Genomic DNA, 26,677 nt, shown 5'->3' with positions numbered 1-26,677 from the left:
CCCGGCGCAGGCCGGGGTCCAGGTTTGCGCGCAGGTCCGAAAAATTGGACCCCGGCCTGCGCCGGGGCGACGGGAGAGGCCTGCGCCGGGGCGACGGGAGAGGCCTGCGCCGGGGCGACGGAGAAGTGCATCAAGTCACCACGCTCGGCTCGCGGCGCCCGGTGCGCTGCTTCAGTTGCGACACCTGCTCGGCGATCTCGATCAGCGGCGCCAGCGCCTCCTGCGTGTCGATGCCGTGGCGCGCGGGGTCGGCCTCGTAGCGCTCCAGGTACAGGCGCACGGTGGCGCCTTCGGTGCCGGTGCCGGACAGGCGCAGCACGATGCGCGAACCGTCGTCCATCACGATGCGGATGCCCTGGCGCTGCGCGAGCGAGCCGTCGACCGGGTCGGTGTAGGCGAAATCGTCGGCATGGCGCACGCGGAAGTCGCCGAACTGCCGGCCGGCCAGGGCCGGCAGCTGCGCGCGCAGCGCGGCCATCATCTGCTCGGCGGCCGCGGCGTCCACGGCTTCGTAGTCGTGGCGCGAATAGTAGTTGCGGCCGAAGCGGGTCCAGTGTTCCTGCACCAGCTGGTTGACGGTCTTGCCGCTGGCGGCCTGCAGGTTCAGCCAGAACAGCACGGCCCACAGGCCGTCCTTCTCGCGGATGTGGTCGGAGCCGGTGCCGTAGCTCTCCTCGCCGCACAGCGTGGCCATGCCGGCGTCGAGCAGGTTGCCGAAATACTTCCAGCCGGTCGGGGTCTCGAAGCACGGCACGCCCAGCGCCGCGGCCACGCGGTCGGCCGCCGTCGACGTCGGCATCGAGCGCGCGATGCCCTTCAGGCCGGCGCGGTAGCCCGGCGCCAGCGTGGCGTTGGCGGCGAGGATCGCCAGGCTGTCCGACGGGGACACCGCCAGCTTGCGGCCGACGATCATGTTGCGGTCGCCGTCGCCGTCGGAGGCGGCGCCGAAGTCGGGCGCATCCGGGCCGTCCATCAGCGCGACGAGTTCCGCCGCGTTGACCGGGTTCGGGTCCGGGTGGTGGCCGCCGAAGTCTTCCTCCGGCGTGAAGTTGACCACGGTGCCGGCGGGCGCGCCCAGCATGCCTTCGATGATGGCCTTCGCATACGGCCCGGAGACGGCGCTCATGCCGTCGAAGCGCATCGCGAAGCCGCCGGCGAACAGGGTGCGGATGGCGTCGAAGTCGAACAGCTGCTGCATCAGGTCGGCGTAGTCGGCCACCGGGTCGATCACCTCGACGACCATCTCCTCGATGCGCATCGTGCCGATGGCGTCGAGATCGACCGGACCGGCATCGCTGATGCGGTAGGACGCCAGGGTCCCGGTGTGGGCGAAGATGGCGTCGGTGATCTTTTCCGGCGCGGGGCCGCCGTTGCCGATGTTGTACTTGATGCCGAAGTCGCCGTCCGGACCGCCCGGGTTGTGGCTGGCCGACAGCACGATGCCGCCGTGGGCGCCGTGCTTGCGGATCACGCAGCTCACGGCCGGCGTGGACAGGATGCCGCCGCGGCCGACCAGCACCTTGCCGACGCCGTGGGCGGCGGCCATGCGCAGGATGGTCTGGATCGCCTGGCGGTTGAAGTAGCGGCCGTCGCCGCCGAGCACCAGCGTCCTGCCGGCCAGCCCGTCCGGTCCGCCGACCGTCAGGAAGATCGCCTCGACAAAGTTCTCGAGGTAGCCGGGCTGCTGGAACTCGGTGACCTTCTTGCGCAGCCCGGAGGTGCCGGGCTTCTGGCCGGCGAAGGGCGTGGTCGCGATCGTCTGTATCGTCATTGTCGTACTCCTGTCGTGAATCGTGCTGCTTGGGTTTGTTGTCAAACCATTACGATACGACAGGCGTCGAAATGATGTCGCCGATTAGGCTTTCACCAGCGCCGCCTTGTCGGTCACGAACAGCGTCAATACGGCGGCCAGCAGCATGCAGGCGCCGCCCAGCACCAGGGTCTGGACCGCGTGGCCGCCGAACAGATGCTTGGTGAAGAAGCCGAGCAGCAGGCCACTGACGATCTGCGGGATCACGACGAAGAAGTTGAACAGGCCCATGTAGTAGCCCATGCGGTTGGCGGGCAGCGCGCCGGCCAGGATCGCGTACGGCATGGTGAGGATGCTGGCCCAGGCGATGCCCACGCCGATCATCGGCAGCATCAGCTGGCCCTTGTCGGTGATGAAGAACAGGCTGGCCAGCGACAGGCCGCCGATGACCAGGCACACGGCGTGGCAGGCCTTGCGGCTGGTGGCGCGCGCCAGGACCGGCAGGATGAAGGCGGCCAGCGCCGACACGCCGTTGTACACGGCGAACATGATGCCGACCATGTTGCCGGCTTCCTGGTAGGCGGCCGATTGCGCATCCTGGGTGCCGTAGACGTTGTCGGCAATCGCCGTGCCGGTGTAGATCCACAGCGCGAACAGCGCGATCCAGGTGAAGAACTGGACGAAGGCCAGCTGCGCCATCGTCTTCGGCATCCGGGCGAAGCCGCCGACGATCTCGCGCAGCGCGACGCCGAAGTGGCGCGCCTCTTTCTTTTGCGCGCGGAAGCGTTCCATATCCGGCGGCGGCGTCTCGTCGGCGGTGAACACGGTCCAGCTCACGGCCGCCAGGAACACCAGGCCGCCGATGTAGAACGAGTAGCGCACGGTATCGGGAATCGCGCCGTTGACCGGCACGTTCGACACGCCCAGCCAGTCCGAGAAGATGGTCGGCAGCAGCGAGGCGATGACGGCGCCGCAACCGATGAAGAAGGTCTGCATCGCATAGCCGGCGGTCTGCTGCGACGGGTCGAGCTTGTCGCCGACGAAGGCGCGGAACGGCTCCATCGACACGTTGATCGCGGCGTCCATCATCCACAGCACGGCCACGGCCATCCAGACGGCGGCGGAATTGGGCATCAGGAACAGGGCGATGGCGGCGAAGATCGCGCCGAGGAAGAAGAAGGGACGGCGGCGGCCCCAGGTCGGGTGCCAGGTGTTGTCGCTCAGGTAGCCGATCACCGGCTGCACCAGCAGGCCCGTGACGGGGGCGGCGAGCCAGAACCACGGCAGGTCTTCGGGAGAGGCGCCGAGGGTGGCGAAGATCCGGCTGGTATTGGCGTTCTGCAGCGCGAAGCCGAACTGGATGCCGAAGAAACCGAAGCTCATGTTCCACAGCTGCCAGAACGACAGGCGCGGCTTGAGCGATTGAGTATGCATGTCCATCTGTGTCCCCTTGAGAACCTATCCCGGCAGGCAGGAGTCGCTCCTGGCGCGCCTGGATAGGTTCTAACGCGCCCGGACTGGTGCCAGGCTAACCATGTAGCAAAGTAACATGGGCAATGTCGAGTGTCAATTCGGCATTGCCCATATGTGCAAGGGGAGGACGATCCATTATGTAGTTAAACAACATCCACAACAACCGTAGGGTGCGCACCCCGTGCGCACCGGATGCATGCGGTTCGACGGCACAATGGTGGGCACGGGGTGCCCACCCTACGCGTGTTCGAACGCGACGGATCAATCAACCCTTCTTGTAGGGCTTCTTGTCGCCGAATCGCTTTTTCGGCGCCGCCTTCTTCTCGGGCACCGGCTCGCCGTCGCGCGTGATCTGGATCTGCTGGCCCGCCACCCACACCTTTTTCAGGTGCTCGAGCAGGTCCTGCGACAGGTCGGCCGGCATGTCCAGCGTGCTGAAGTCGTCGTAGATCTCGATGCGGCCGATCGACTTCGAGGCGATGCCGCCCTCGTTGGCGATGGCGCCGACGATGTTGCCCGGCTTGACGCCGTGGTAGTGGCCCACCTCGATGCGGTAGGTCGCCATGCCCGGTTCCGGATCGCGCTGCACGCGTTCCTTCTTGAAGCCGGGTTCGCGCGGCGCGCGCGCCGGGCGCTCGTCGCCGAACGATTCGCGGCCGGCGCGGGCCGGACGCGCATCGCGCTCCCCGTCACGTTCCTTCCACTCCGCCACCTTCGGCTCGCGGTCCGGCTTTTCCAGCAGCAGCGGCTCGTCGCCGCGGAACAGCTTGGCCAGGGCGGCGGCGATGTCGATCGCCGGCACGTCCTGTTCGCGCTCGTAGTCCTCGACCAGCGCGCGGAACACCTCCAGGCCGCCGGCCGCCAGCGTCTGGCCGATCTGCTCCTTGAAGCGGGTGATGCGCACTTCGTTGACGGCCTTGATGGTCGGCAGCGTGAGCTGGGCCACCGGCTGGCGCGTGGCGCGCTCGATGGCCTTGAGCATGCCGCGCTCGCGCGGGGTGACGAACAGGATCGCGTCGCCGCTGCGCCCCGCCCGGCCGGTGCGGCCGATGCGGTGGGTGTAGCTTTCCGGGTCCGACGGCACGTCGTAGTTGATCACGTGGCTGATGCGCTCGACGTCCAGGCCGCGCGCGGCGACGTCGGTGGCGACCAAGATGTCGATCTTGCCGGTCTTGAGCTGGTCGATGGTGCGCTCGCGCTGCTGCTGGGCCAGGTCGCCGTTGATGGCGGCGGCCGCGAAGCCGCGCGCCTGCAGCTTGCTCGCCAGTTCCTCGGTGCCCAGCTTGGTGCGGGCGAAGATGATCATGCCGTCGAACGGCTCGGCTTCCAGGATGCGAGTCAGCGCGTCGAGCTTCTGCATGCCGGCCACCAGCCAGTAGCGCTGGGTGATGTTGGTCGCGGTGGTGGTCTTGGCGGCCACCGTGACTTCGCTCGGCTCCTTCAGGTAGGTCTTGGCGATGCGCTTGACCGGCGCCGGCATCGTGGCCGAGAACAGCGCGGTCTGGCGGCCTTCCGGGGTCTGTTGCAGGATGTGCTCGACGTCGTCGATGAAGCCCATGCGCAGCATCTCGTCGGCCTCATCCAGCACCAGCGTCTTCAGCTGCGACAGGTCGAGCGAACCCTTCTCGATGTGGTCGATCACGCGGCCCGGCGTGCCGACGACGACCTGCACGCCGCGGCGCAGCGCCGACAGCTGCGGGCCGTAGCTCTGGCCGCCGTAGATCGGCAGCACGTGGAAGTTCTTCATGTGCGCGGCGTAGCTCTGGAAGGCTTCGGCGACCTGGATCGCCAGCTCGCGCGTGGGCGCCAGCACCAGCACCTGCACGGCCGGGTTCTTGACGTCGACGTTGGCCAGCGCCGGCAGGGCAAAGGCGGCCGTCTTGCCGGTACCGGTCTGCGCCTGCCCCAGCACGTCGCGTCCCTCCATCAGCAGCGGAATGGTGGCCGCCTGGATCGGCGACGGGGTTTCGTAGCCGACGTCCTTGAGCGCCTTGAGGATGGGCGCGGGAATGTTCAGGTCGGCAAACGTCTGGAGCGGGGTGTCAAGCATGGAAGACAATCTCTTAGAAAATCGAAAGCAAACGCGTAGTTTACTCTGTCGCGCGCCGGATGCCCGGATTATTTGCTCGAAGCGCGAGGAAGATGAAGGAGAGATAACGTAAAACCGTCGCCCCGGCGCAGGCCGGGGCCCAGTTTCGTCGCTCGGCCATGCACGCAACATTGCCCCCCGGCCTGCGCCGGGGCGACGGCAATGGCCGCGGATTACCGGCCGGCTTTCGCCACCGCCGCCACGAACTCCTTGTGCGACGGCATCACCTCCACGCACTTGCCCACCACCCGCTCGGTCGTGCCGAGGAAATCGGCCAGTTGCGCATCGTCGAGCAGCCCGGCCAGCGGGTGCGCCGCGCGCGGGCGCACGCCCTGGCCGTGCAGCACCTGCTGCCAGCCGATTTCGGTAAACAATTCGTTGTTTTCCCGCACAACCCGGCCGTGCGACCGGAACATGTCGATCTTGCGGCGCAGCGTTTCCGGGATCTCCATCGTGCGCACGTGGTTCCAGAACGGCGTGTCGGCGCGCTCGGTCGCGTGGTAGTGCAGGATGATGAAGTCGCGGATGCGCTCGATCTCGAAGTCGCCCTGGCGGTTGTATTCGTCGATGTCGGCCGCGTCGAAGCCGGCGTCCGGGAACAGGCTGATCAGGCGCTGGATGCCCGACTGGATCAGGTAGATCGACGTCGATTCCAGCGGCTCCAGGAAGCCCGAGGACAGGCCGATCGCCACCACGTTCTTGTTCCACGCCTTGTTGCGGCGCCCGGCCGTGAAGCGCAGCAGCCTCGGCTCGGCCAGCGGCTTGCCGTCCAGGCTCCGCATCAGGATGGCCGCGGCCTCGTCGTCGCTCATGTGGCGGCTGGAATACACGTGGCCGTTGCCGGTGCGGTGCTGCAGGCCGATGCGCCACTGCCAGCCGGCCGGACGCGCCGTGGCGCGGGTATAGGGCAGCAAATCGGACGCCAGTTCGCACGGCACCGCCCAGGCGCGGTCGCACGGCAGCCAGTGGCTCCAGTCCTCGAAGCCGGTCTGCAGCGTCTGCTCGATCAGCAGGCCGCGGAAGCCCGAGCAGTCGATGAACAGGTCGCCCGCGATGGCGTCGCCGTTTTCCAGCACCACCGATGCGACGTGGCCGTCGCCCGCGCGCTGGCGCACGTCGACGATCTTGCCCTCGGTGCGCACCACGCCGTGCGCCTCGGCGTACTTGCGCAGGTAGCGCGCATACAGGCCGGCGTCGAGGTGGAAGGCGTAGACGATGTCGGACAGCGGCGAATCCTTGACCTCGTCGGTCGGGCGCATGAACTTCGAGGCCCTGGCCGCCAGCCGGTTGATCGAATAGCGCTCCAGGTCCGGCGCCCTGCCCGCCAGGTGCGCGCGCAGCCAGTAGTGGAAGAACTCGACGGTGCCGAGGTCGCGCCCGAACTTGCCGAAGCCGTGCATGTAGCGCTCGCCCACGCGGTTCCAGTCCTCGAACTCGATGCCGAGCTTGAACGTGGCCTTCGTTTCGCGCACGAATTCGTCCTCGTTGATGCCGAGGACGTGGTTGAACAGGCGGATCATCGGGATCGTCGATTCGCCCACGCCGATGGTGGAGATCTCGTCCGACTCGACGAGGCGGATGCGGTACTTGTTCTGCAGCAGGCGCGACAGCGCGGCCGCGGTCATCCAGCCGGCGGTACCGCCGCCGACGATGACGATGTCCTGGAGGGTTGTCTGGGTCATGGTGTGGAGATGATAGTGCAATACGAAAAAAACCCCTCGACCGGGAACCGGTGGAGGGGCTTGGCTCGTCGGCTCACGCCAACATGCGGATTACAGCTTGTAGTTCAGGCCGATCATGACGGTGCGGCCGAAGCGCTTGTCTTCGATCACGTTGTCCTTGGTCTTGCGATAGCGCATGTACGGCGCGTCGTTGACGTTGTTCATCTCGACCAGCAGCGACAGGCCCTTCATGGCGCCGGTCTGGAACTCGTAGCCGAACTGCAGGTCGACGACCTTGTCGCCCTGGAAGTAGGTCAGCTCGCGGTCGCCGGTGTTGGTCGACACTTCGCCGATGAAGTCCGAGCGATAGCGTTCCGCCACGCGCGCCGAGAAGCCGTTCTTCTCGTAGTACACGGTCAGGCTGGCCGCGCGCTTCGACAGGCCCGGCAGCATCATCGAGCCCGAACCGCCGTTGGTGGTATCCGGCAGCGACACCTTGCTGCTGTTCTGGGCGACGTTGGCCACGACGCCGAAGCCGTCCAGGTAGCGGGTGACCAGGTTGAACGGCATCGAGGCGGACAGTTCCACGCCCTTGATGTTGCCGCCCGAGCCGTTCACCGGCGAGGTGTAGATACCGATGTTGCTCGGGGCCTGGTACGAGGTCGGCAGCAGCAGCGGCGTGAAGTCGAAGCTACGGCCGGCGTTCACGATGTACGTGTCGAGCTTCTTGTAGAACATCGCGGCGCTGACGTAGGCCTTGCTGTCCCAGTACTTCTCGTAGGCCAGGTCGATCGACTTGGCGCGGAACGGTTTCAGTTCCGGATTGCCGCCGTCGCCGGAGAACTGGCCGCGGGTCTGGTCGAAGCCGAAGCTGCTCGAGGCGCGCATGTCGTTCAGGTTCGGGCGGGCCATGATCTTGGCCAGCGAGAAGCGCAGCGACTGCTGGTTGCCGAGGTCGCCGATCAGGTTCAGGCTCGGCAGCACGTCGTTGTAGCTGGTGCCGTTCGTGTAGTTGCCGGTCGGGCGGGTGTTCTCGTTGGCGCCGCCGTTCTCGTCGACCGAGAAGGCCGTCGATTCCTGCTGCGTGTGGACCACTTGCAGGCCCAGCGCGCCGCGCACCGGGATGCCGGCCAGCTGGCTGTCGATGTTCAGCTTGGTGAAGGCGGTCGAGACCTTTTCCGAGACGATCCAGTCCTTGTTGTAGATGTCCGGGTGCAGCTTGGCCTTCAGGTCGTACACCGAGCTCAGGTTGGCGACCGGGTCGAACGTCATCATCGGGATGCCGCTGGCGCCGGCGACGGCGGCGACGGAACCGGCCGGGTAGGCCACCGATGCCAGGCGGTCGGTGGTGCCCTTGATCGACAGCAGGTTCTCGGTGTAGTCGCGGGTCTTCGAGCGGTTGGTGACGTTGGCGCCGAAGGTGACCTTGTTGAACCACTTGTTGTCGAGGTCGCGGGTCAGGTCGAAGCGCAACGCGCCCAGCTTGTCGTAGTTGTGCGGGAACTTGACGTAGCCGGCCTGGATGTCGGCGCCGCCCCAGCCCTGCGGGTCGGTCAGGCGCGCGGTGGCCGGATCGCCGTAGTTCAGCTTGGTGGTGAAGGCCTGGCTGCCGGCGGTGAAGCCGACGGTGTCGAAGCCGTTGCCGCTGCCGTAGGTCTCGACGTTGACGCCGTTGCGCTCGGCCGAGTTCCACGACAGGTCGAGGTTGGCGTTCCAGTCGTCGTTCAGTTTCAGCTTGTGGTTCCAGCCGATCGACTTCGAGGTGTCGCTGAAGCTGACGGCGTCGTTGCGCAGCACGGCGCGCACGTTCGTGAACTGGCCCGAGGTGACGGTATTGCCCGACAGCGTGGCGTTGATCAGCTGGCCCGGCTGGTCGTAGGCATTGTTGGTCGAGTCCGACAGCGGCATCTGGATGCCGTGGCTGCGCGTGGCGCGGTCGTACTTCGAATAGAACAGGTCCAGGGTGCTCGAGTAGTCGCGGTTCGGACGGAACTGCACGACGCCCATCAGGCCGTTGCGCGCCTGCGAGTAGGTCTCGCTGAACGACTCCATGCCGGTGTACGGGATGTTGACGGTCTGGCCGTTGTAGGTGGTGGTGCCGTTGCCCCACGAGCCGAAGCGGGTGGTCTCGCCGCTCACGCCCTGCAGGCGCGAGAAGCCGAAGGCGATACCGATGCGGCGGTCCGCGAACTGGTCGATGTAGGAGAAGGTGTAGCGGTTGCCGTGGCCCTTCGAATCCATGCCCAGGCCGCTCTTCTCGCGGCGGTAGTTGGCCGCCACGGTGCGGCCCTTGAAGTCCAGCGGGCGCACGGTCTGCATGTCGATGGTGCCCGACAGGCCCTGGCCGACCAGGCCGGCGTCCGGGGTCTTGTAGACCACCACGCCGGACAGCATCTCGCCCGGGTACTGGTCGAATTCGACGTTGCGGTTATCGCCCACCGACACCTGCTCGCGGCCGTTCAGCAGGCCGGTCGAGAAGGCCGGCGACATGCCGCGGATCGAGATGACCGAGGCGTTGCCGTGCTCGTCGCGCTGGGCGGTCAGGCCCGGCAGGCGCGAGATCGACTCGGCGATCGACTGGTCCGGCAGCTTGCCGATGTCTTCGGCCGAAATCGCTTCGACGATGGAATCGTTGTTCTTCTTGACCGAGATCGCGGCCTCGATGCCGCGGCGGATACCCGTCACGCGCACGGTCGAGACGCCCGAGTTGGTCGGGCCGGATGCGGCCGCCGCCTCGGTGTTGGCGTTGGTCGTGTTGGCCGGGGTAGTGGTGGTGGTTTCCTGCGCGTAGGCGGCGTGGGTTGCCAGTGCCATGAAGATGGCGCAACCGGCTGCGACCGGGTTCAGCGGGAATGCGGTGTTGCCCGGCACGGTGCGCGCCGAGCGCTTGCTTGCGAAAAGGTTCATGTGTCCCCTCAAATCGTACAGAACTATGTTTTTTGTCCCGAAACACCGGCCGGAAGCCAACTACCCGGGAACCCGAAGCAAACGTTCTTATTAGACGTTCTGTCAAGGATTCTGTATTAAAACTAGATGCACTGTCAATGTGAGTTCCTCTGGACTACTTGAATGTAGGGTTTTTACGCAAATCTCTCAATTTAGCCCGTGCAATCGTTGTATTTGGGCTACAAAGCGTGCATACAGACCCTGTAGTCGTACTACAAACCCCTTGCTAAGCACCAATTTTGTCTGTTTTTGCACACTTTTGGTGCGAAAACACGTAGTAGATTTACGCAACACGACCCCATTGATGTAGTGAGCTTGCTTTTTCCTCACGAAAATGCGTAGGAAAACTAGCAGACGCGCTTCGCTGGCGTTTGCTGACGCTCGTTCGCTGTAGTATTCTCGCCGCAACAATAGAAAACAGGCATGTTTTCATGTGAAATGGGGCGTACGCAAAAATGTAGTTACGCTACGTCCGCATGGAGACGGCCACCTTCCGGAGACGCGATCCCATGAAACAGACCCTTGCCAGCCTGCTGGTCGGCAGCGCCCTGCTCGCCCTCGGCGCCGCCCATGCCCAGGCGCCCGCGCAGTTGCCCGCGCCATCGTCCGCCCAGGCGGCCCAGGCCGTCGTCATCGACCACATGGAGCCGCCGTTCTGGTGGGCCGGCATGCGCGACAAGCGCCTGCAGCTGATGGTGCACGGCCGCGGCATCGCCGACCTGGAGCCGGCGCTGGACTACCCGGGCGTGCGCATCGCCGGCGTCACCCGCGTGGCCAACCGCAACTACCTGTTCATCGACCTGGAACTGGCCGCCGACGTCAAGCCGGGCAGCTTCGCCATCGACCTGCGCGGCAACGGCCGCAGCGCCAGCTATCCCTACCGCCTGCTCGCACGCGAGCCGGGATCGGCGGCGCGCCCCGGCTTCGACACCAAGGATGCGATCTACCAGCTGATGCCGGACCGCTTCGCCAACGGCGACCCGTCCAACGACAGCGTGGACGGCCTGCCGGACCGCCTCGACCGCAAGCTGGGCCACGGCCGCCACGGCGGCGACATCCAGGGCATGATCGACCACCTCGACTACATCGCCGGCCTGGGCTTCACCCAGCTGTGGCCGACGCCGCTGGTCGAGAACGACATGAAAGGCGCGTCCTACCACGGCTACGCCGCCACCGACCACTACAAGATCGATCCGCGCTACGGCAGCAACGAGGATTACCGGCGCCTGGCGCGCGAGGCGAAACGGCATGGCATCGGCCTGATCCAGGACGTGGTGCTGTCGCACATCGGCCTGAACCACTGGTGGATGAAGGACATGCCGACGCCGGACTGGATCAACCACGGCGGCAAGTTCGTGCCGACCATGCACCACCGCACCGCCGTGCAGGATCCGTACGCGTCGAAGGAGGACGCGGACAACTTCACCACCGGCTGGTTCTCGCCCGGCATGCCGGACATGAACCAGACCAATCCGCTGGTGGCCAACTACCTCATCCAGAACAATATCTGGTGGATCGAGTACGCCGGCCTGTCCGGCCTGCGCATCGACACCTTCGGCTACTCGGACGGCGCCTTCCTGACCGAGTACACGAAACGCCTGATGGCCGAGTACCCGCGCCTGAACATGGTGGGCGAGGAATGGAGCAAGCTGCCGCCCGTGGTCGCGCACTGGCAGCGCGGCAAGGCCAACCATGACGGCTACGTCAGCTCGATGCCCAGCCTGATGGACTTCCCGCTGACCGAGGCGATGCGCAACGCGCTGGCCGACCGCAAGGGCGAGAACATCTTCAACGACGTCTACGAGACGCTGTCGCTGGACTACCTGTATCCGGACCCGCAACGCCTGGTCCTGTTCGAAGGCAACCACGACATGGCGCGCATCTACAGCGTCGTGAACGAGGACCTGGCGCGCTGGAAGATGGACATCGCCTTCGTCATGACGATGCCGCGCATCCCGCACTTCTACGTGGGCGACGAGATCCTGATGACGAGCGAGACCAGGCGCCGCGACGACAGCAGCTACCGCCGCGACTTCCCCGGCGGCTGGGCCGGCGACAAGGTCAACGCCTTCACCGGCGCGGGCCTCACGGCGCGCCAGAAGGAAGCGCAGGACTTCGTGCGCAAACTGGTCAACTGGCGCAAGCGCTCGCCGGTCATCCACGACGGCAAGCTGATGCACTACGGACCGCAGGAAAACACCTATGTCTACTTCCGCTACGACGATGGCGACAAGAAGAAGGTCATGGTGGCGCTGAACGCCGGGGCGAAGGACGTGACGCTCAAGGCGGAGCGCTTCCGCGAGATGCTGGCCGGGGTGACGTCGGGCACCGACGTCATCACCGGCAAGACCTATTCCCTGGACGGCGAGATCAGGCTGCCGGCCAATGCCGTCCTGATCCTCGACATCTGACGCGACGGTGCGCACGGGGTGCGCACCATCGCGTCACCACACTGCATCCCCCACCCTACGCCCATGACATCTTCCATCATCGCGCTGTCCGCCGTCCTTCTCGCTCCTGCCATCGTGGCCGCCGCCGAAGCCCCGCCGCTGAACTACGACATCTTCGTGCGCGGCGCCTTCAACGGCTGGGGCACCGACAACAAGCTGGCCTACCAGGGCAAGGGCGTCTACGAGACCGACATCCTGGTCAGCCCCGGCAACCACGCCTTCAAGATCGGCAGCAAGGACTGGGCCGCCGAATGGGTCGCCAATCCGTCCGCCAGCGTGGCGGTGGCGCTCGACAAGGCGTATCCGCTGGCCGTCGAGGCCGGCCCCGAGGACTACCTGTTCACCCGCCAGACCGCCACCTTCCGCTTCCGCGTCGACGTGTCCGACCGCGCCAGGCCCGTGCTGAGCGTGGCGCGCGTCGAGACGGCGGCCGGGGGCCCCGCCATCGATCCGCACGCCGGTGCCGCCGTCGAGGAAACGCTGGTGTTCCCGACCTGGGACGGCAGGCGCGAGACGGCGCGCTTTTCCGTCAAGGACACGCAGGCGCCGCTGCGCACCTACGCGCACTCGACCACGATGCAGCTGCGCGATCCCGGTCCGCAGTACCAGGTCTACCAGGAAGAGGCGACGCTGCCGCGCGTGCGCAGCGGGAACCTGGCGTTCGACGCGCTGTTCGCGCTGGCCGGCCACGAGATGAAGCAGGATTCGGTCAGCGAGATCCGCGACGGCAACTACAACGGCAATGCCGCGATCCCCTGCGAATGCTTCGAGACCGGCGAGAAGTGGCACTACGTGTGGACGCGCGACCTGTCCTACGCCGTCGACCTGGGCCTGGGCATGCTCGATCCGCGCCGCGTGCGCAACTCGCTCGCGTTCAAGGTGTCCGGCTGGCGCGACGGCGTGCCGAAGGCGCCCCAGGTGGCCAGCGGCGGCGGCGGCCTGCAGATCGTGCAGGACACCGGCAGCGGCGGCAGCTGGCCGGTGAGCACCGACCGCATCACCTGGGCCTTCGCGGCCGAGGAAGTGCTCAAGAGCCTGGAGCCGGCCGAGCGCGCGCCGTTCGCCGCCATGGCGCTGGAGGCGCTCGCCAACACCATCGAGAACGACCGCCTCGCCGCCTTCGACGCGGCCGCCGGCCTGTACACCGGCGAGGAATCGTTCCTCGACTGGCGCGACCAGAGCTATGCGTCCTGGATCGTCGACGACCTGTCCTCGATGGCCAGCGCCAAGGCGCTGTCGACCAACGTCGGCCACTACCAGGCGCTCACGCTGGCCGCGACGCTGGCGCGCGAACAGGGCGGCAAGGACAACCTGGCGAAGGCGGCGCGCTACGCCGGCTGGGCGCGGGACCTCAAGCGCGCGATCAACGCGCGCCTGTGGCTGGACGACGCCGGCATGTACAGCAGCCTCACCGCCGCCCACTTCGACGGCGCCCCGATGCACAAGTTCGACTGGCTGGGCCAGTCGCTGGCGATCGTCACCGGCGTGGCCGACGCGGCGCAGACGCGGCGCATCCTGGCCAGCTATCCGCACGGGCCGATGGGCGCGCCGGTGATCTGGCCGCAGCAGCTGGGCATGCCGGTCTATCACAACCGCGCCATGTGGCCCTTCGTCACCGGCTACGGCCTGCGCGCCGCGATCCGGGGGCGCAACGTCGCCGTGGCCGATGCCGCCTACGACACGCTGATGCGCGGCGCCGCGCTGAACGTGTCGAACATGGAAAACCTCGAATGGCTGTCGGGCCAGCCGCTGCTGCTCGACGAGGCGCATCCGGAGCTGATCGGCCCCGTGATCAATTCGCGCCGCCAGCTGTGGTCCGTCGGCGCCTACCTCGGCATGGTGGTGCGCGACGTGTTCGGCGTCTCGACCACGGCCACCGGCATCACGGTCCAGCCGTTCGTCACCGCCAAGCTGCGCGCCGGCGTGTTCGGCGGCACCGACGTGGTCCAGCTGGCCAACCTGCGCCTGCGCGGCCGCGCCGTGGACGTCGCGCTGCGCCTGCCGCCGGCCGCCAGCGGCGCCAGCGGCTACTACCAGGTCGAGCGCATCCTGCTGGACGGCCGCCCGGCGCAGGCCGACATCGCCTGGGATGCGCTGCGCGACGGCAGCCGCATCGAGGTCGTGCTGGGCAAGCTGGCCGCCGGCGAGCAGGCGATCCACCGCGTGCAGGCCGATCCGTACCAGGAGACGCCGGCCACCTTCGGCCCGCGCGAGCCGCGCATCGCGGACCTGACGCGCCGCGGCGCCGACAATGCCGTGACGATCGCCGGAGCGGCGGGCGATGGCGCCGGCATCACCTACAACCTGTACCGCGACGGCAGGCTGGTGGCGGCGAAGCTGCCGGCCGGCGCCTGGACCGACCGCCGGGCCCCCGCCACGGCCTGCTATGCGGCCGAGGCGGTGTTCGCCGCGTCGGGCAACCGCAGCCACCACGGCCGTGCGCGCTGCGGCGGCGACGAGGTCGCGATTTCCGCGCTCGACGCGCGCGTGCAGTCCAGCGCCGCCGTGGCCGCGCCGAACGCCCGCTTCGCCGAGGCGCGCCTGGCCGACTGGGGCAAGCCGGGCGACCGCTTCGCCGTGAACGACGTGCGCGTGCCGCGCGCGGGCGAGTATGCGCTGCAGGTGCGCTACCACAACGGCGCCAACCAGATCAACCTGGGCATCAGCGGTGGCGTAAAATGGCTGGTGCTCGAGGATGCCGCGGGCCGCGTCGTCGCGCAGGGCGTGATCCAGCTGCCGCACGCGCGCATCGAGAAGGCCGCCACGGCGGCCGTGTATTCGACGCCGCTGGCGGCGCGCCTGCAGCCCGGCGTGTCCTACCGCATCCGCATGAGCGACTTCTACAACATGAGCTACTTGCAGAGCAACGCGACCTTCAGCGCGGCCGGCGGCGCCGAGGGACCGTCGAACCGCTTCGACATCTACGGCGTGCGCCTGCTGCGCACGCGCTGAAGCGTGCGCGATGCGCTGCCGATAGCCGTCCGGGGATACCGAAGATGACGCAGTTCACACGCGGGCTGGCGCTGGGCGCCGCCCTGCTGCTGGCCCAGGCCACGCAGTTCGCCCCATCCGCCCAGGCCACCACCGTGCGCGTGCACTACGCGGCCGGCAAGGACACCATCCGCATCCGCGCCGACAAGGGCGCCGCCGGCTGGTCGAAGGGCGTGCCCGCCACCCTGAGCGACGGTCCGCTGAACGTCTGGACCCATACCTGGCCGGACGAGCTGGGCGAGATCGCGATGAAGCCCACGCTGGGCGAGGACAAGGTCTCGATCGGCGGCGTCTACAAGCTGCCGGCCGGCGCCACGGTCGACATCTACCCGTTCTTCGGCGCGCCGTTCGGCAGGGTCGCCATCGTCAAGGACGTCGCCTCGCCCGAGCTGGGCAACACGCGCAACCTGCGCATCTACCTGCCGCCCAGCTACGAGGAAAACCCGGCCAAGCGCTATCCGGTGCTGTACATGCACGACGGCCAGAACCTGTTCGACGCCAAGACGGCCGCCTTCGGCGTCGAGTGGCGCGTCGACGAGACGGTCAACCGCCTGGTGGCCACCGGCATGATGGACGAGGTGATCGTGGTCGGCATCGATAACACGCCGGCGCGCATCCCCGAATACACGCCCTGCTGCGACCCGAAGTACGGCGGCGGCAAGATCGACGCCTACGACCATTTCGTGGTGGCGACGGTCAAGCCGCTGGTCGACCGGAATTACCGCACCCTGCCGGGCAAGGACACGACGGCCATCCTCGGCTCCTCGCTGGGCGGGCTGGCCTCGGTGCTGATCGCCCAGCGCCACCCGAACGTGTTCGCCAGGGCGGGCGCGATGTCCGGCTCGTTCTGGTGGAACGACGGCATGCCGGCCAAGGCGTCGCCGGGCCGGGTGCCGGTGCGCTTCTACCTGGACGCGGGCACGCGCGACGACGGCATGCAGGACAGCGTCAGGATGCGCGACGCCATGGTGGGCTGGGGCTACCGCGAGGGCGAGGACCTGATGTTCCACACGGCCCAGGGCGCGCGCCACAACGAGGCGTCGTGGGCGGAGCGGGTCGACAGGCCCCTGACCTGGTTCTTCCCGTGGGGGAGCACGAAGCAGTAACGCCGTGTCAGGCGCCGCCGATGTCGATGCTGTACAGGTGGGTTCCCGTATCTTCCGGCGTCAGGCGCACCACCCCTTCCAGCCGCATCCCCAGCTTGCGCAGCAGGCCGTTCGACGCCGCGTTCCCGGGCGTGGTGATCGCCACCACGCGCCGCAATCCCAGCGCCGGCGCCAGCGCCAGCGCGGCGTTCGCGGCTTCCCACGCATAACCGTGCCCGCGGTGCGCTTCCAGGAAGGCATATCCCAGGTCGACGTCCTCGAGCGTGTCGCGCTTGATCAGTCCGCAGGTGCCGATCGGCGTGCCGCAGGCGCGCAGTTCCACGATGTAGCCGGAATGGCCGCGCGCGCGCTGCATCGCGACCGGGCCCTCGGCCAGCGCGCGGCGCGCGTCGTCGAGGGTGCGGATGCCGCGATCGCCGATGTGCTCGACGAATCCCGGGTCGTTCACCAGCGCCAGGAAGAACGGCGCATCGTCCGGGGTCGCCGTGCGCAGGCGCAGGCGCGCGGTGGCGGCGACTTCCATCACACGTCTTCCGGCAGTTCCCAGCGCGCCGGGTCTTCCAGCAGCCGGTACATCACGTAGGCGTCGACGTAGCCCAGGCGGTGGTGGCGGTAGGCCTTGGGCAGCGTGCCGACGATGGAAAAGCCCAGGCGCTTCCACAGGTGGATGGCGGCGCTGTTGGTGCTGACCACGTAGTTGAACTGCATGGCGAGGTAGCCCTGGCGCCGCGCTTCCTCCAGGCTGTGTTCGCCCAGCATGCGCCCGATGCCGACGCCCTGCGCGTTCGGGCTGACCATGAAGGAAGCGTTGGCGACGTGCCCGCCGCGTCCGACCTGGTTCGGCTGCAGCTTGTACATGCCCAGCACCCGCTCGTTGCCCTTGACGGCGACGAAGCTGGCGGCCGGCGCCGCGAACCAGTAGTCGTAGCAATCCTCGCGGCCGGTGCCGGGGCCGTGGGCATAGGTTTCGCCCCCGGCGACGTGCGCCTGGAAGATCGTGCACATCGCATTGAAATCGTTTTCGGTGGCTGGGCGGATCTGGATGTCGTTCACTGCTTTGCCTGGTCGCTGTATCGAAAGCGCAAGATTCTAACACCGGGTTTCGGCCGTTCGCGCGGCCCGCGACGGGCCTCGGCGAGAATATTTCCGTCGCATAAAGACAGGAAAGAAAACCTGCTTTCGATCACGATTCCTTACGGCTGAGCCGGAAGTCGACGGTGGCGGGCCGGCCCGGCAGCGACAGGGTGGCACGCGCCGGCGGCGCCTCGCTGACCACGCGGCCACGGCGCAGCACCAGGCGCCGCGCGGCGCGCAGGCGGATCGCCTCGACCGGGTCGGCGGCGTCGAGCCAGACCAGGTCCGCCTTGCAGCCCGGCGCGATGCCGTAGCCCTGCAGCCCGAGGATGCGCGCCGGCGTGGCGGTGACGGCGTCGAAGCACTGGCGCATCGCCGCCTGCCCCGTCATCTGCGCCACGTGCAGTCCCATGTGCGCCACTTCCAGCATGTCGCCCGAGCCCAGGCCGTACCACGGGTCCATCACGCAGTCGTGGCCGAAGGCGACCGGCACCCCGGCGGCCAGCAGTTCCAGCACGCGCGTCATGCCGCGCCGCTTCGGATAGGTGTCGTGGCGGCCCTGCAGCGTGATGTTGATCAGGGGATTGGCGATGGCGGCCACGCCGGACTCGGCGATCAACGGCAGCAGCTTGCTGACGTAATAATTGTCCATCGAATGCATCGAGGTCAGGTGCGAGCCGGTGACGCGTCCCTGCAGGCCCAGGCGCAGGGTTTCGGACGCCAGCGTCTCGATGTGGCGCGACAGCGGATCGTCGCTCTCGTCGCAGTGCATGTCGACCATCAGGCCCTGCTGCGCCGCGAATTCGCACAGCAGCCGCACCGATTCCGCGCCCTGCGCCATGGTGCGCTCGAAATGGGGGATGCCGCCGACCACGTCCACGCCCATGGCGATCGCGCGCTTCAGGTTGTCGAAGGCGCCCGGGCTGCGCAGCAGGCCGTCCTGCGGGAACGCCACCAGCTGCAGGTCGATCCAGGGCGCGACCCGGCGCTTGACGTCGAGCAACGCCTCCACCGCCAGCAGGCGCGCGTCGCACACGTCGACGTGGGTGCGGATCGCCAGCAGGCCGCGCGCGACGGCCCAGTCGCAATACTGCAACGCCCGTTCGACCAGCGCATCCTGGGCCAGTTGCGGCTTGAGCTCGCCCCACAGCGCGATTCCCTCGAGCAGCGTGCCGGAAGCGTTCACGCGCGGCAGGCCGTAGCTGAGCGTCGCGTCCATGTGGAAGTGGGCGTCGACGAAGGGCGCCGTGACGAGGTCGCCGCCGGCGTCGAGTTTGCGCACGGCGCGCGCGTCGAGGGCGGGCGCCACGGCGGCGATCGTCTCGCCCGCGATGCCGATGTCGACACGGCGGCCGTCGGCCAGGGTGGCGTTGCGGATAATCAAATCCATGTAATCTCCTTGTTGAGATACAACAATTGTAGCCAAGTCAATCGGAACGCAGCGTGTCAATGATATAGATTAATATCCAATGTTGCGGCGCAAGATTTCCTTATAAAAAGGACATAGAATCTTCTTTCCAAGCCAAATGAACAGCCTTACACTTGCGCTATTGCACCGCATCATGAAATGCAGCGTCTCAACCTGAAAGACAAGGAATTCCGATGACTCCATTTTCCGAACAGTTGTCCGCCGTCCGCAAGTCCCAGTGGGAAGCCCAGCTCAAGGTGCTCGATGCCATCGGCAGCCGCGCTTTGGATAATGCCGAGCAATTGATTGCGTTGAATATGAAAACCTCGCGCGCCTCGATGGAACAGGCCGCCGGCACGCTGCGCCAGATGCTCGACGCGCGCGATCCGCGCGACCTGCTGGCCGTCGGCGCGGCCGCCCAGCGCCAGTGGCAGCACCTGTTCTCCTACGGCCGCGAACTGCTGGGCATCGCCACCGGCGTGCGCGCCGTGGCCTGGGACGCGCGCTCGGCGCCGGTCCTGGCCGCGCCGCTGCAACTGCTGCCCGCGGCCAGCGCCAACGTGCCGGTCTCGGCGCCGCAGGCGCTGGAACAGGCCGCCATCGCCGCGGCCGACGCCACGACGGTGACGACCGAGATCGCGGCGGCGGCGCTCGATACCGGCAGCGCGCTGGCCGAGGCTGCGCTGCATGCCGCCGGCGCCCCGGCGCCGGCCCCCGCGCCGGTGCCTGAGTCGGCCCCCGAGCCGGACGGCGCGCCGGTGCCCGACGTAACGGAGCTGGACGCCGAGAAGACCGGCGCCGTGCCGTCCGAGACGCCACGTGCCGCCGCCGATGCCGCCAATGCCGTCGATGCCGTCGATGCCGTCGAGGCTCCCGTGCGCGGCGCCGCCACGGCGGCGGTCGACGCGGCGGAGCAGGCCGAACAGGCGCTGGAACAGGCCATCGCCGACGAGGCGCCGCTCGCCAGGGCCAAGCCGCTGGCCGCGGCGCTGGGCAAGGTCGCGCCCAAGCCGGCCGGCGCGGAACACCCGATTGCCTCCACCGTGCCGCTGGAGGCGGGCGGCCACGTCGACCTGCCGATCGTGACGCCGGTGGAAAGCACGCCGCCGTTGCACGTGCCGGCGCGCGACACGCGGTCCACGCGCGCCTCGCGCAAGAAGTGAGCGCCGGGCGGGCGCCACGCCCGCCTGCAAGGGGACGCCAAAACGGGTACAGTAGCGTCCATGCCGGCCTCGGCGCCCGGCACCGGTACCACGTCAGCGGGCTGCGGCCCGCTTTTCTTTTTTAGACAGGACAATCCATGGGTCTGGCAAGGCTGATCGGCGGCTTCGTGCGCCGGCACTGGCGTTCCTACGCATCGTCGGCAGTCATGCTGTTCGGCGTGGCGCTGTGCACGGTGCTCGTCCCGCGCAAGGTCGGCTTCCTCATCGACGGCCTGGCCGCGCACCGGCTCGGCCAGCACGAACTGCTGGTCGGCCTGCTCGAACTGCTCGGCCTCGGGGTGGCGATCTACGTGCTGCGCGTGGCCTGGCGCCTGCGCCTGTACTCGGCCTCCTACCGGCTCGGCGTCGAACTGCGCACGGCGCTGTACGCGCGCCTGGCCGCGCAGGGGCCGGCCTTCTACCAGCGCCAGCGCACCGGCGACCTGATGGCCCTGGGCACCAACGACATCGACGCCATCGAACAGGCCGCGGGCGAGGCGCTGCTGGCCGGCTTCGACGGCACGCTGACGCTGGTCATGGTACTGGGCATCATGTTCCTCGGCGTCGACTGGCGCCTGACCACCATCGCCCTGCTGCCCTTCCCGCTGATGGCGCTGGCGTTCTGGCGCATCTCCAGCCACGTGCACGAAGCGTCCAGCGATTCCCTCAAGCGCTTCTCGGCGCTCAACGACCACGTGCAGGAAACCCTGAGCGGCGTGCGCACGCTGCGCGCGCTCGGCCTGGAAGAACGCAGCGCGCAGCAGTTCTCCACCCTCACCGCGGCCGCCGCCGACGCCAGCCTGCGCGCCCAGAAATGGGAAGCCGCCTACGAGCCGGCCGTCGGCCTGACGCTGACGGCGGCCACCGGCCTGACGCTGGGCCTGGGCGGCTGGCTGGTCTGGCAGGGCCAGCTCACCATCGGCGCGCTGACCAGCTTCACCATGTACCTGGGCCAGCTGATCTGGCCGATGTTCGCGGCCGGCTGGGTGCTGTCGCTGATCGAGCGCGGACGCGCCGCGCTGGCGCGCCTGCAGCCGCTGCTGGACACCCCGCTCAGCGTGGACGACCACGGCACGCTCGACACGCTGGCGCCGGGTCCGCTGGTGTTCGAGCACGTCGGTTTCGCCCATGCCGCCCACGACGACGGCAGCGAGCGCCGCCAGCATCCGCGCCAGGCCCTCGACGACGTCTCGCTGCGCCTGGAGCCGGGCCAGACCCTGGGCCTGGTCGGCGCCACCGGTTCCGGCAAGTCGACGCTGCTGCGCGTGCTGCTGCGCCAGGCCACGCCGCAGGCGGGCCGGGTGACGTGGGGCGGCCACGCCCTGGACGAATACACGCTCGCGACGCTGCGCGCCGGGATCAGCTGGGTGCCGCAGGAATCTTTCCTGTTCTCGGCCTCGATCGCCGAGAACATCGCGCTGGCGCGCCCGGGCGCCGCGCGCGCCGAGATCGAGCGGGCCGCGCGGATGGCGGCGATCCACGACGACATCCTGCGCTTCCCGCAGGGCTACGACACCCCGGTCGGCGAAAAAGGCATCACGCTGTCCGGCGGCCAGCGCCAGCGCGTGGCGATCGCGCGCTCGCTGCTGGCCGACAGCCCCCTGCTGCTGCTCGACGACGCGCTGTCGGCCGTCGACACCGGCACCGAGACGCGCATCCTCGACCACCTGGACGAGCTGCGCCGCACGCGCCCCGGCCTGTCGGCCATCATCGCCAGCCACCGCCTGTCGGCCGTCGTCAAGGCCGACCTGATCGTGGTGCTGCGCGACGGCCGCATCGTCGAGCGCGGCACGCACGACCAACTGCTCGCGCTGGACGGCTGGTATGCCTCCCAGTGGCGCTACCAACAACTGGAGGCCAGCCTCGATGCCATCTGATCGCCACGTGAAATCCAGCGTCAGCGGCGCCCAGGCGCGGCAGGCCGCCGGCCTGCTGCGCCGCGCCGCCCATCCGGACCGCGCCCACCTGGGCTGGGCCACCGGCTGGCTGGTGCTGGCCGCGGCCCTGGAGGTGCTCGGGCCACTGCTCGGCAAGAAGCTGATCGACGAGCACCTGCTGCCGCATCACCTCGACTGGCCGCGCATGGCGCTGCTGCTGGGCGCCGTGCTGCTGACCGGCTGGGCCGCGTCGTGGCTGCGCTTCCTGCAGCTGGTGCGCCTGTCGGGCCTGGCGATGCGCTCGGTGCAGCGACTGCGCGAATGGGTCTACGGCCACGTGCTGCGCCTGCCGATGGCCTTCTTCGACCGCGCCATCACCGGCCAGCTGGTCAGCCGCGTCACCAACGACACCGAGGCGGTCAAGACCCTCTACATCCAGGTGCTGTTCGTGATCCTCGACAGCAGCATCGTGCTGGTCGGCACCTCGATCGCGATGGCCTGGCTGGACTGGCGCCTGATGCTGATCGTGCTTGCGCTGGTGCCGGCGGTGGTCGGCATCGTCTGGCTGTACCAGCGCCTGTCGGCGCCGGCCGTGACGCGCGCGCGCGCCCTGCGCAGCGACATCAACGGCCAGCTGGCGGAATCGATCGGCGGGATGAGCGTGCTGCAGGCGAACAATGCCCAGCACCGCTTCGGGCAGCGCTTCGCCGGCACCAACGAGCAGCACTACACGGCGCGCGTGGCCGAGCTGCGCGCCAACGCCTTCCTGCTGCGGCCCGCGCTCGACTTCCTCAACGTGGTGCTGCTGGCGGTGGTCATCTTCAGCTTCGGCCAGCGCAGCATGAACGCGGTCGAGGTCGGGGTGCTGTACGCCTTCATCAGCTACATCGCGCGGGTGGTCGAGCCGCTCATCCAGATCACGATGCAGTTCAGCGGCCTGCAGCAGGCGGTGGTCGCCACGGCGCGCGTGGCCGCCCTGCTCGACGAGGCCGGCGCGCCCGAGCACGCCGCCGGCCGCGCGGGCACGGCGCGGCCGGCGCCCGACCCCGACGCGCCGGCGGTGCGGGTGCGCGGCCTGGAATTCGCCTACGTGCCGGGCCAGACGGTGCTGCACGACCTGTCGCTGGACATCCCGCAGGGCGCCTTCTTCGGCATCGTGGGCCATACCGGCAGCGGCAAGTCGACCTTCCTGTCGCTGCTGCTGCGCTACTACCCCTTCGATACCGACGGCAACCGCGGCGCCATCTCCCTGTTCGGCGAGCCGCTGGCCGGCATCGACAACGCGCGCTTTCGCAGCGAGGTCGGGCTGGTGCCGCAGGATCCCTTCCTGCTGGCGGCCTCGGCGCGCGAGAACATCGACATGGGACGCAACCTGCCGCAGGACGCGATCGAGGCGGCCGCGCGCGCGGCCCATGCGCATGACTTCATCGCGGCCCTGGAAGAGGGCTACGACACGCCGCTGGGCGAAGGCGGCTCGCGCCTGTCGTCCGGCCAGAAGCAGCTGATCGCGATCGCGCGCGCCCTGGCCGGCCGGCCGCGCATCCTGCTGCTGGACGAGGCCACCTCGCGCATCGACAGCGCCACCGAGCAGGTCGTGCAGCAGGCGCTGGACGGACTGCGCGGCCGCATCACCATCGTCGCGATCGCGCACCGCCTGTCGACGATCCGCGACGCCGACCGCATCGTGGTGCTGAACCACGGCCGCATCAGCGAGAGCGGCAGCCACGACGAACTGATGCGGATCGAGGGCGGGCTGTACCAGCGCCTGTACCTGCTGCAGCAGCTGGCCGCCTGACCCGGCCGGCCCGGGTCCGGGCCGGCCATCGCCATGCACCGCTCCCCGTTTTCCGCACTTTTTTGGTGCCGATCGCCATGCCGGCGCCGATTGTGACATGCGGCCGCGCGGTCTGACACGGAAGTGTGTCTTTTTGCGCATAGCAAATCATAAAATTGATCTTTCTCAGTAGCAACCGCCATATAATGAAAAATTGACGTCCGTCCCACTCTACATCGCTGGGGAGCTATGTTGGCAGGCCTGTACCGCGCATTGCAGCACCGGAGCAGCCGCGCGCTGCTGGCTGCGCTTTGCCTTGCGCCGGTCGCCGCCGCTGCCCAGGACGCGCTGCTGCCCCAGGAGCGCATGACCCAGATCGGCGAAGTCATCCGCGTCACCCCGCACCGCGCCATTGCGCTGCTGGAAAAACTCGATGCCGAGACGGCCGGCGGCCCGCCCGGCCAGCGCGCCCAGTTCCTGGTGCTGTCCTGCGACCTGCGCCACCGCCTCGGCGAACACCTGGTTTCCTCGGCCCTGTGCGAACAGGCAGTGCAGCTGGCGCGCCAGGCGCGCAGCGACGACGTCCTCGCCCGCGCGCTGCTGTCCAAGGCCTATGCGCTGTTCAGCCTGAACGAGATGGCGCGCTCGCACCAGCTGATCTGGGAAGCCGAAAAGCTCAGCAGCACCAGCCGCAACGACACCCTGCGCGTGCACGCCCTGATCTCGTCGGGCGAAGCGTACGCCGAGGACGGCAACTTCCTGGCCGCGCTGTCCAAGCTGCAGGCCGCGGTGACGCTGGCGCGCCAGACCGGCCAGCCGCTGCTGGCGGTGATCTCCCTGAAATCGCTGGCCTACCAGTACTACCTGATGCGCGAGTACGACAAGGGATTCGAGGCGATCGAGGAAGCGCTGCGCACCGCCGAGACGATGGAGGCGCCGGGCCGCCTGGCGATCCTGAAGACCACCGAATACATCCTGTCGGTCGCCGCCGGCGACCTGCCGCGCGGCGTGCGCGCGCTGCAGTCGGCGCTGGCACTCGAACGCGAGATCGGCGCGCGCGCGATGATCGCCAACACGCTGATCAACCTGTCGGACGCCTACCTGAAGCAGCGCGACTACCGCGCCGCGCTGTCGTCCGGCCAGCAGGGCCTGGCGCAGGCGCGCGCGCTGCACGACGATGCGAATGCCGCGACCGCGCTGGTGAACGTGGGCTATGCCTACCTGGGACTGGGCCGCATGGCCGAGGGCAAGAAGTACGTCGACGAGGGCATCGCCTGGTACGAGAAGGCCGGCAACAAGCCGGACCTGCAGAGCGTGCTGGCCGAGTACGGCGACGCGCTGGAGCGCGCCGGCGACCTGCCGGCGGCGCTGACCGCCTACCACCGCGAGCGCGCCCTGTCGAACGAGCTGTTCGAGCGGCGCCGCCAGAAGGCGATGATGGAACTGCAGGAAAAATACGAGGCCGACAAGCGCCAGCGCCAGATCCTGCTGCTGCGCCAGGAAAACCAGGTCAAGTCGACGGAGCTCGACAACCGCCGCCTGCAGCAGCGCATCTGGTGGCTGCTGGCGCTGGTGTTCGCGCTGGTGTCGACCATCGTCGGCCTGCTGTACCGTAAGGTGCGCCAGGCCAATGCGCAGCTCGAGGAAAAGAACCAGGAACTGAAACAGCAGAGCGCGCGCGACCCGCTGACGGCGCTGTACAACCGCCGCCACTTCCAGGAGTTCATGCGCGGCCACGACGGTGCCGGGGACCGCGCCGAGGGCGGGATGGTCAGCGCGATGTACCTGCTCGACGTCGACCACTTCAAGCACATCAACGACACCTACGGCCACGGCGCCGGCGATGCCGTGCTGCGCGAGATCGCCGCGGCGCTGCGCGAGATCCTGCGCGAGACCGACATGATCGTGCGCTGGGGCGGCGAGGAATTCCTGGCCTTCCTGCCGTCCGTGCCGCGCGACCGGCTGGACGAGGTGGCGCGCCGCCTGCTGAACGGCATCCCGGCGCGCACCATCGATTACCAGGGCGTGCCGCTGTCGGTCAACGTGTCGATCGGCTTCGCGCCCTTCCCGCTGGGGCCCGGCACCGAAAGCGTGTCGTGGGAACGCGCCGTGAACATCGTCGACATGGCGCTGTACCTGGCCAAGGGCCACGGCCGCAACCGCGCCTACGGCGTGCGCGGCCTGGCGCGCCTGGATGGGGCGGCGATGGACGAGATCGAGCAGGACATCGAGGGCGCCTGGCGCGCCGGGCGCATCGACCTGGCCATCGTGCACGGCAATCCGCCGGAACTGCGCATGGCGTCCTGAGATCCCGGCGCCGCGCGCGGCGGGTCGTGCGGCGCGTATCGCCGCGTGGACGGCCTGACCCGCCGCCGGCGCGACGGTTCATGCGGTGCGTATCACCGCGTGGACGGCCTGACCCGCCACCGGCGCGACGGTTCATGCGGTGCGTATCGCCGCGTGGACGGCCTGACCCGCCACCGGCGCGACGGTTCACGCGGTGCGTATCACCGCGTGGACGGCGGAGCCGTCCACCCTACTGCGCTGCGTGCTGGATCTTCTGGCCGGCTTCTTCCACTTTTTCGCCGACCTTCTGCGTCGCCCGGTCCAGGTTGCGGCTGGCTTCCTCGGTCGCTTCCTGCGCGTCGATGCGCGCGCGGCGGGCGGCGGCGTCGACCTTGTCGACCTGCGCCTGCACGCCGTCCTTGACCCGCTCGCCGGCCGCGTCCACGGCCTGCGTCACCTTCGCACCGGCGTCGTCGACGGCCTTGCCGGCGCGCTGGGCCGGGCCCGGGCCGTCGTCCTGCCGGCAGCCGGCCAGCAGGGAAGCGGCCACCAGGGCCGCCAAGATGGATAGGCGTTTCATGTCAGCATCC

Annotated in this window: 16 protein-coding genes; 7 read left to right on the top strand and 9 right to left on the bottom strand. The window is 68.4% G+C overall.

Annotated elements, in window-relative coordinates; translation table 11 throughout:
• Positions 1–130: 130 nt before the first annotated feature.
• The 5 genes from QZ749_RS12720 to QZ749_RS12700 all read right to left on the bottom strand — a co-directional run bounded on the left by QZ749_RS12720 (position 131) and on the right by QZ749_RS12700 (position 9,880).
• Positions 131–1,771, bottom strand: coding sequence for an alpha-D-glucose phosphate-specific phosphoglucomutase (locus tag QZ749_RS12720; RefSeq protein WP_296947337.1), 1,641 nt, complete (start codon positions 1,769–1,771; stop codon positions 131–133).
• A gap of 84 nt (positions 1,772–1,855) precedes the next feature.
• A complete protein-coding gene (locus QZ749_RS12715; RefSeq protein ID WP_296947334.1) occupies positions 1,856–3,190 on the bottom strand; it encodes an MFS transporter in 1,335 nt (444 codons plus the stop codon).
• Positions 3,191–3,488: 298 nt separating this feature from the next.
• A complete protein-coding gene (locus QZ749_RS12710) occupies positions 3,489–5,273 on the bottom strand; it encodes a DEAD/DEAH box helicase (RefSeq protein ID WP_296947331.1) in 1,785 nt (594 codons plus the stop codon).
• A gap of 212 nt (positions 5,274–5,485) precedes the next feature.
• Positions 5,486–6,994 (bottom strand): tryptophan halogenase family protein, encoded by a 1,509-nt coding sequence (locus QZ749_RS12705; protein ID WP_296947328.1) that lies wholly within the window; start codon positions 6,992–6,994, stop codon positions 5,486–5,488.
• A 90-nt stretch (positions 6,995–7,084) separates the two neighbouring features.
• Positions 7,085–9,880 (bottom strand): TonB-dependent receptor, encoded by a 2,796-nt coding sequence (locus QZ749_RS12700; protein ID WP_296947325.1) that lies wholly within the window; start codon positions 9,878–9,880, stop codon positions 7,085–7,087.
• Positions 9,881–10,428: 548 nt separating this feature from the next.
• Between QZ749_RS12700 and QZ749_RS12695 the strand changes: the two genes are divergently transcribed.
• The 3 genes from QZ749_RS12695 (at position 10,429) to QZ749_RS12685 (ending at position 16,466) form a co-directional block, all read left to right on the top strand.
• Positions 10,429–12,330 carry a glycoside hydrolase family 13 protein gene (locus tag QZ749_RS12695; protein WP_296947323.1) on the top strand — a complete coding sequence of 634 codons (1,902 nt, stop codon included), beginning with the start codon at positions 10,429–10,431 and terminating at the stop codon, positions 12,328–12,330.
• 63 nt (positions 12,331–12,393) lie between these two features.
• Complete coding sequence (locus tag QZ749_RS12690) at positions 12,394–15,321, top strand: esterase (RefSeq protein WP_296947321.1); 2,928 nt, start codon at positions 12,394–12,396, stop codon at positions 15,319–15,321.
• 44 nt (positions 15,322–15,365) lie between these two features.
• Entirely contained in the window at positions 15,366–16,466 is a 1,101-nt protein-coding gene (locus QZ749_RS12685; RefSeq protein ID WP_296947318.1) for an alpha/beta hydrolase, read from the top strand.
• 7 nt (positions 16,467–16,473) lie between these two features.
• Here QZ749_RS12685 and QZ749_RS12680 read toward each other — a convergent pair whose 3' ends face one another.
• The 3 genes from QZ749_RS12680 to QZ749_RS12670 all read right to left on the bottom strand — a co-directional run bounded on the left by QZ749_RS12680 (position 16,474) and on the right by QZ749_RS12670 (position 18,930).
• Positions 16,474–16,989, bottom strand: a complete 516-nt coding sequence (locus QZ749_RS12680) for a GNAT family N-acetyltransferase (protein ID WP_296947317.1) — start codon at positions 16,987–16,989, stop codon at positions 16,474–16,476.
• Positions 16,989–17,519: a GNAT family N-acetyltransferase gene (locus QZ749_RS12675; protein ID WP_296947314.1), complete on the bottom strand. Its 531-nt coding sequence runs from the start codon at positions 17,517–17,519 to the stop codon at positions 16,989–16,991. The genes QZ749_RS12680 and QZ749_RS12675 overlap by 1 nt, the downstream gene beginning before the upstream one ends.
• A gap of 130 nt (positions 17,520–17,649) precedes the next feature.
• Positions 17,650–18,930 (bottom strand): amidohydrolase family protein, encoded by a 1,281-nt coding sequence (locus QZ749_RS12670; protein WP_296947311.1) that lies wholly within the window; start codon positions 18,928–18,930, stop codon positions 17,650–17,652.
• Between the two features lie 212 nt (positions 18,931–19,142).
• Here QZ749_RS12670 and QZ749_RS12665 point away from each other — a divergent pair, with 212 nt between their 5' ends.
• From QZ749_RS12665 to QZ749_RS12650, 4 genes are all read left to right on the top strand, one after another.
• Positions 19,143–20,111, top strand: coding sequence for a phasin family protein (locus QZ749_RS12665; protein WP_296947309.1), 969 nt, complete (start codon positions 19,143–19,145; stop codon positions 20,109–20,111).
• 137 nt (positions 20,112–20,248) lie between these two features.
• Complete coding sequence (locus tag QZ749_RS12660) at positions 20,249–22,027, top strand: ABC transporter ATP-binding protein (protein WP_296947306.1); 1,779 nt, start codon at positions 20,249–20,251, stop codon at positions 22,025–22,027.
• A gap of 7 nt (positions 22,028–22,034) precedes the next feature.
• Complete coding sequence (locus QZ749_RS12655; RefSeq protein ID WP_296947304.1) at positions 22,035–23,822, top strand: ABC transporter ATP-binding protein; 1,788 nt, start codon at positions 22,035–22,037, stop codon at positions 23,820–23,822.
• 228 nt (positions 23,823–24,050) lie between these two features.
• On the top strand, positions 24,051–26,108 hold the full coding sequence (locus tag QZ749_RS12650) for a tetratricopeptide repeat-containing diguanylate cyclase (protein ID WP_296947302.1): 2,058 nt from the start codon (positions 24,051–24,053) through the stop codon (positions 26,106–26,108).
• A gap of 229 nt (positions 26,109–26,337) precedes the next feature.
• Here QZ749_RS12650 and QZ749_RS12645 read toward each other — a convergent pair whose 3' ends face one another.
• Positions 26,338–26,667, bottom strand: a complete 330-nt coding sequence (locus tag QZ749_RS12645) for a hypothetical protein (protein ID WP_296947299.1) — start codon at positions 26,665–26,667, stop codon at positions 26,338–26,340.
• Between the last annotated feature and the right edge of the window lie 10 nt (positions 26,668–26,677).

This window comes from uncultured Massilia sp. (genome assembly GCF_913773735.1).
Lineage (GTDB): Bacteria > Pseudomonadota > Gammaproteobacteria > Burkholderiales > Burkholderiaceae_D > Telluria.
This window is presented reverse-complemented; position numbering and strand designations above follow the sequence as displayed.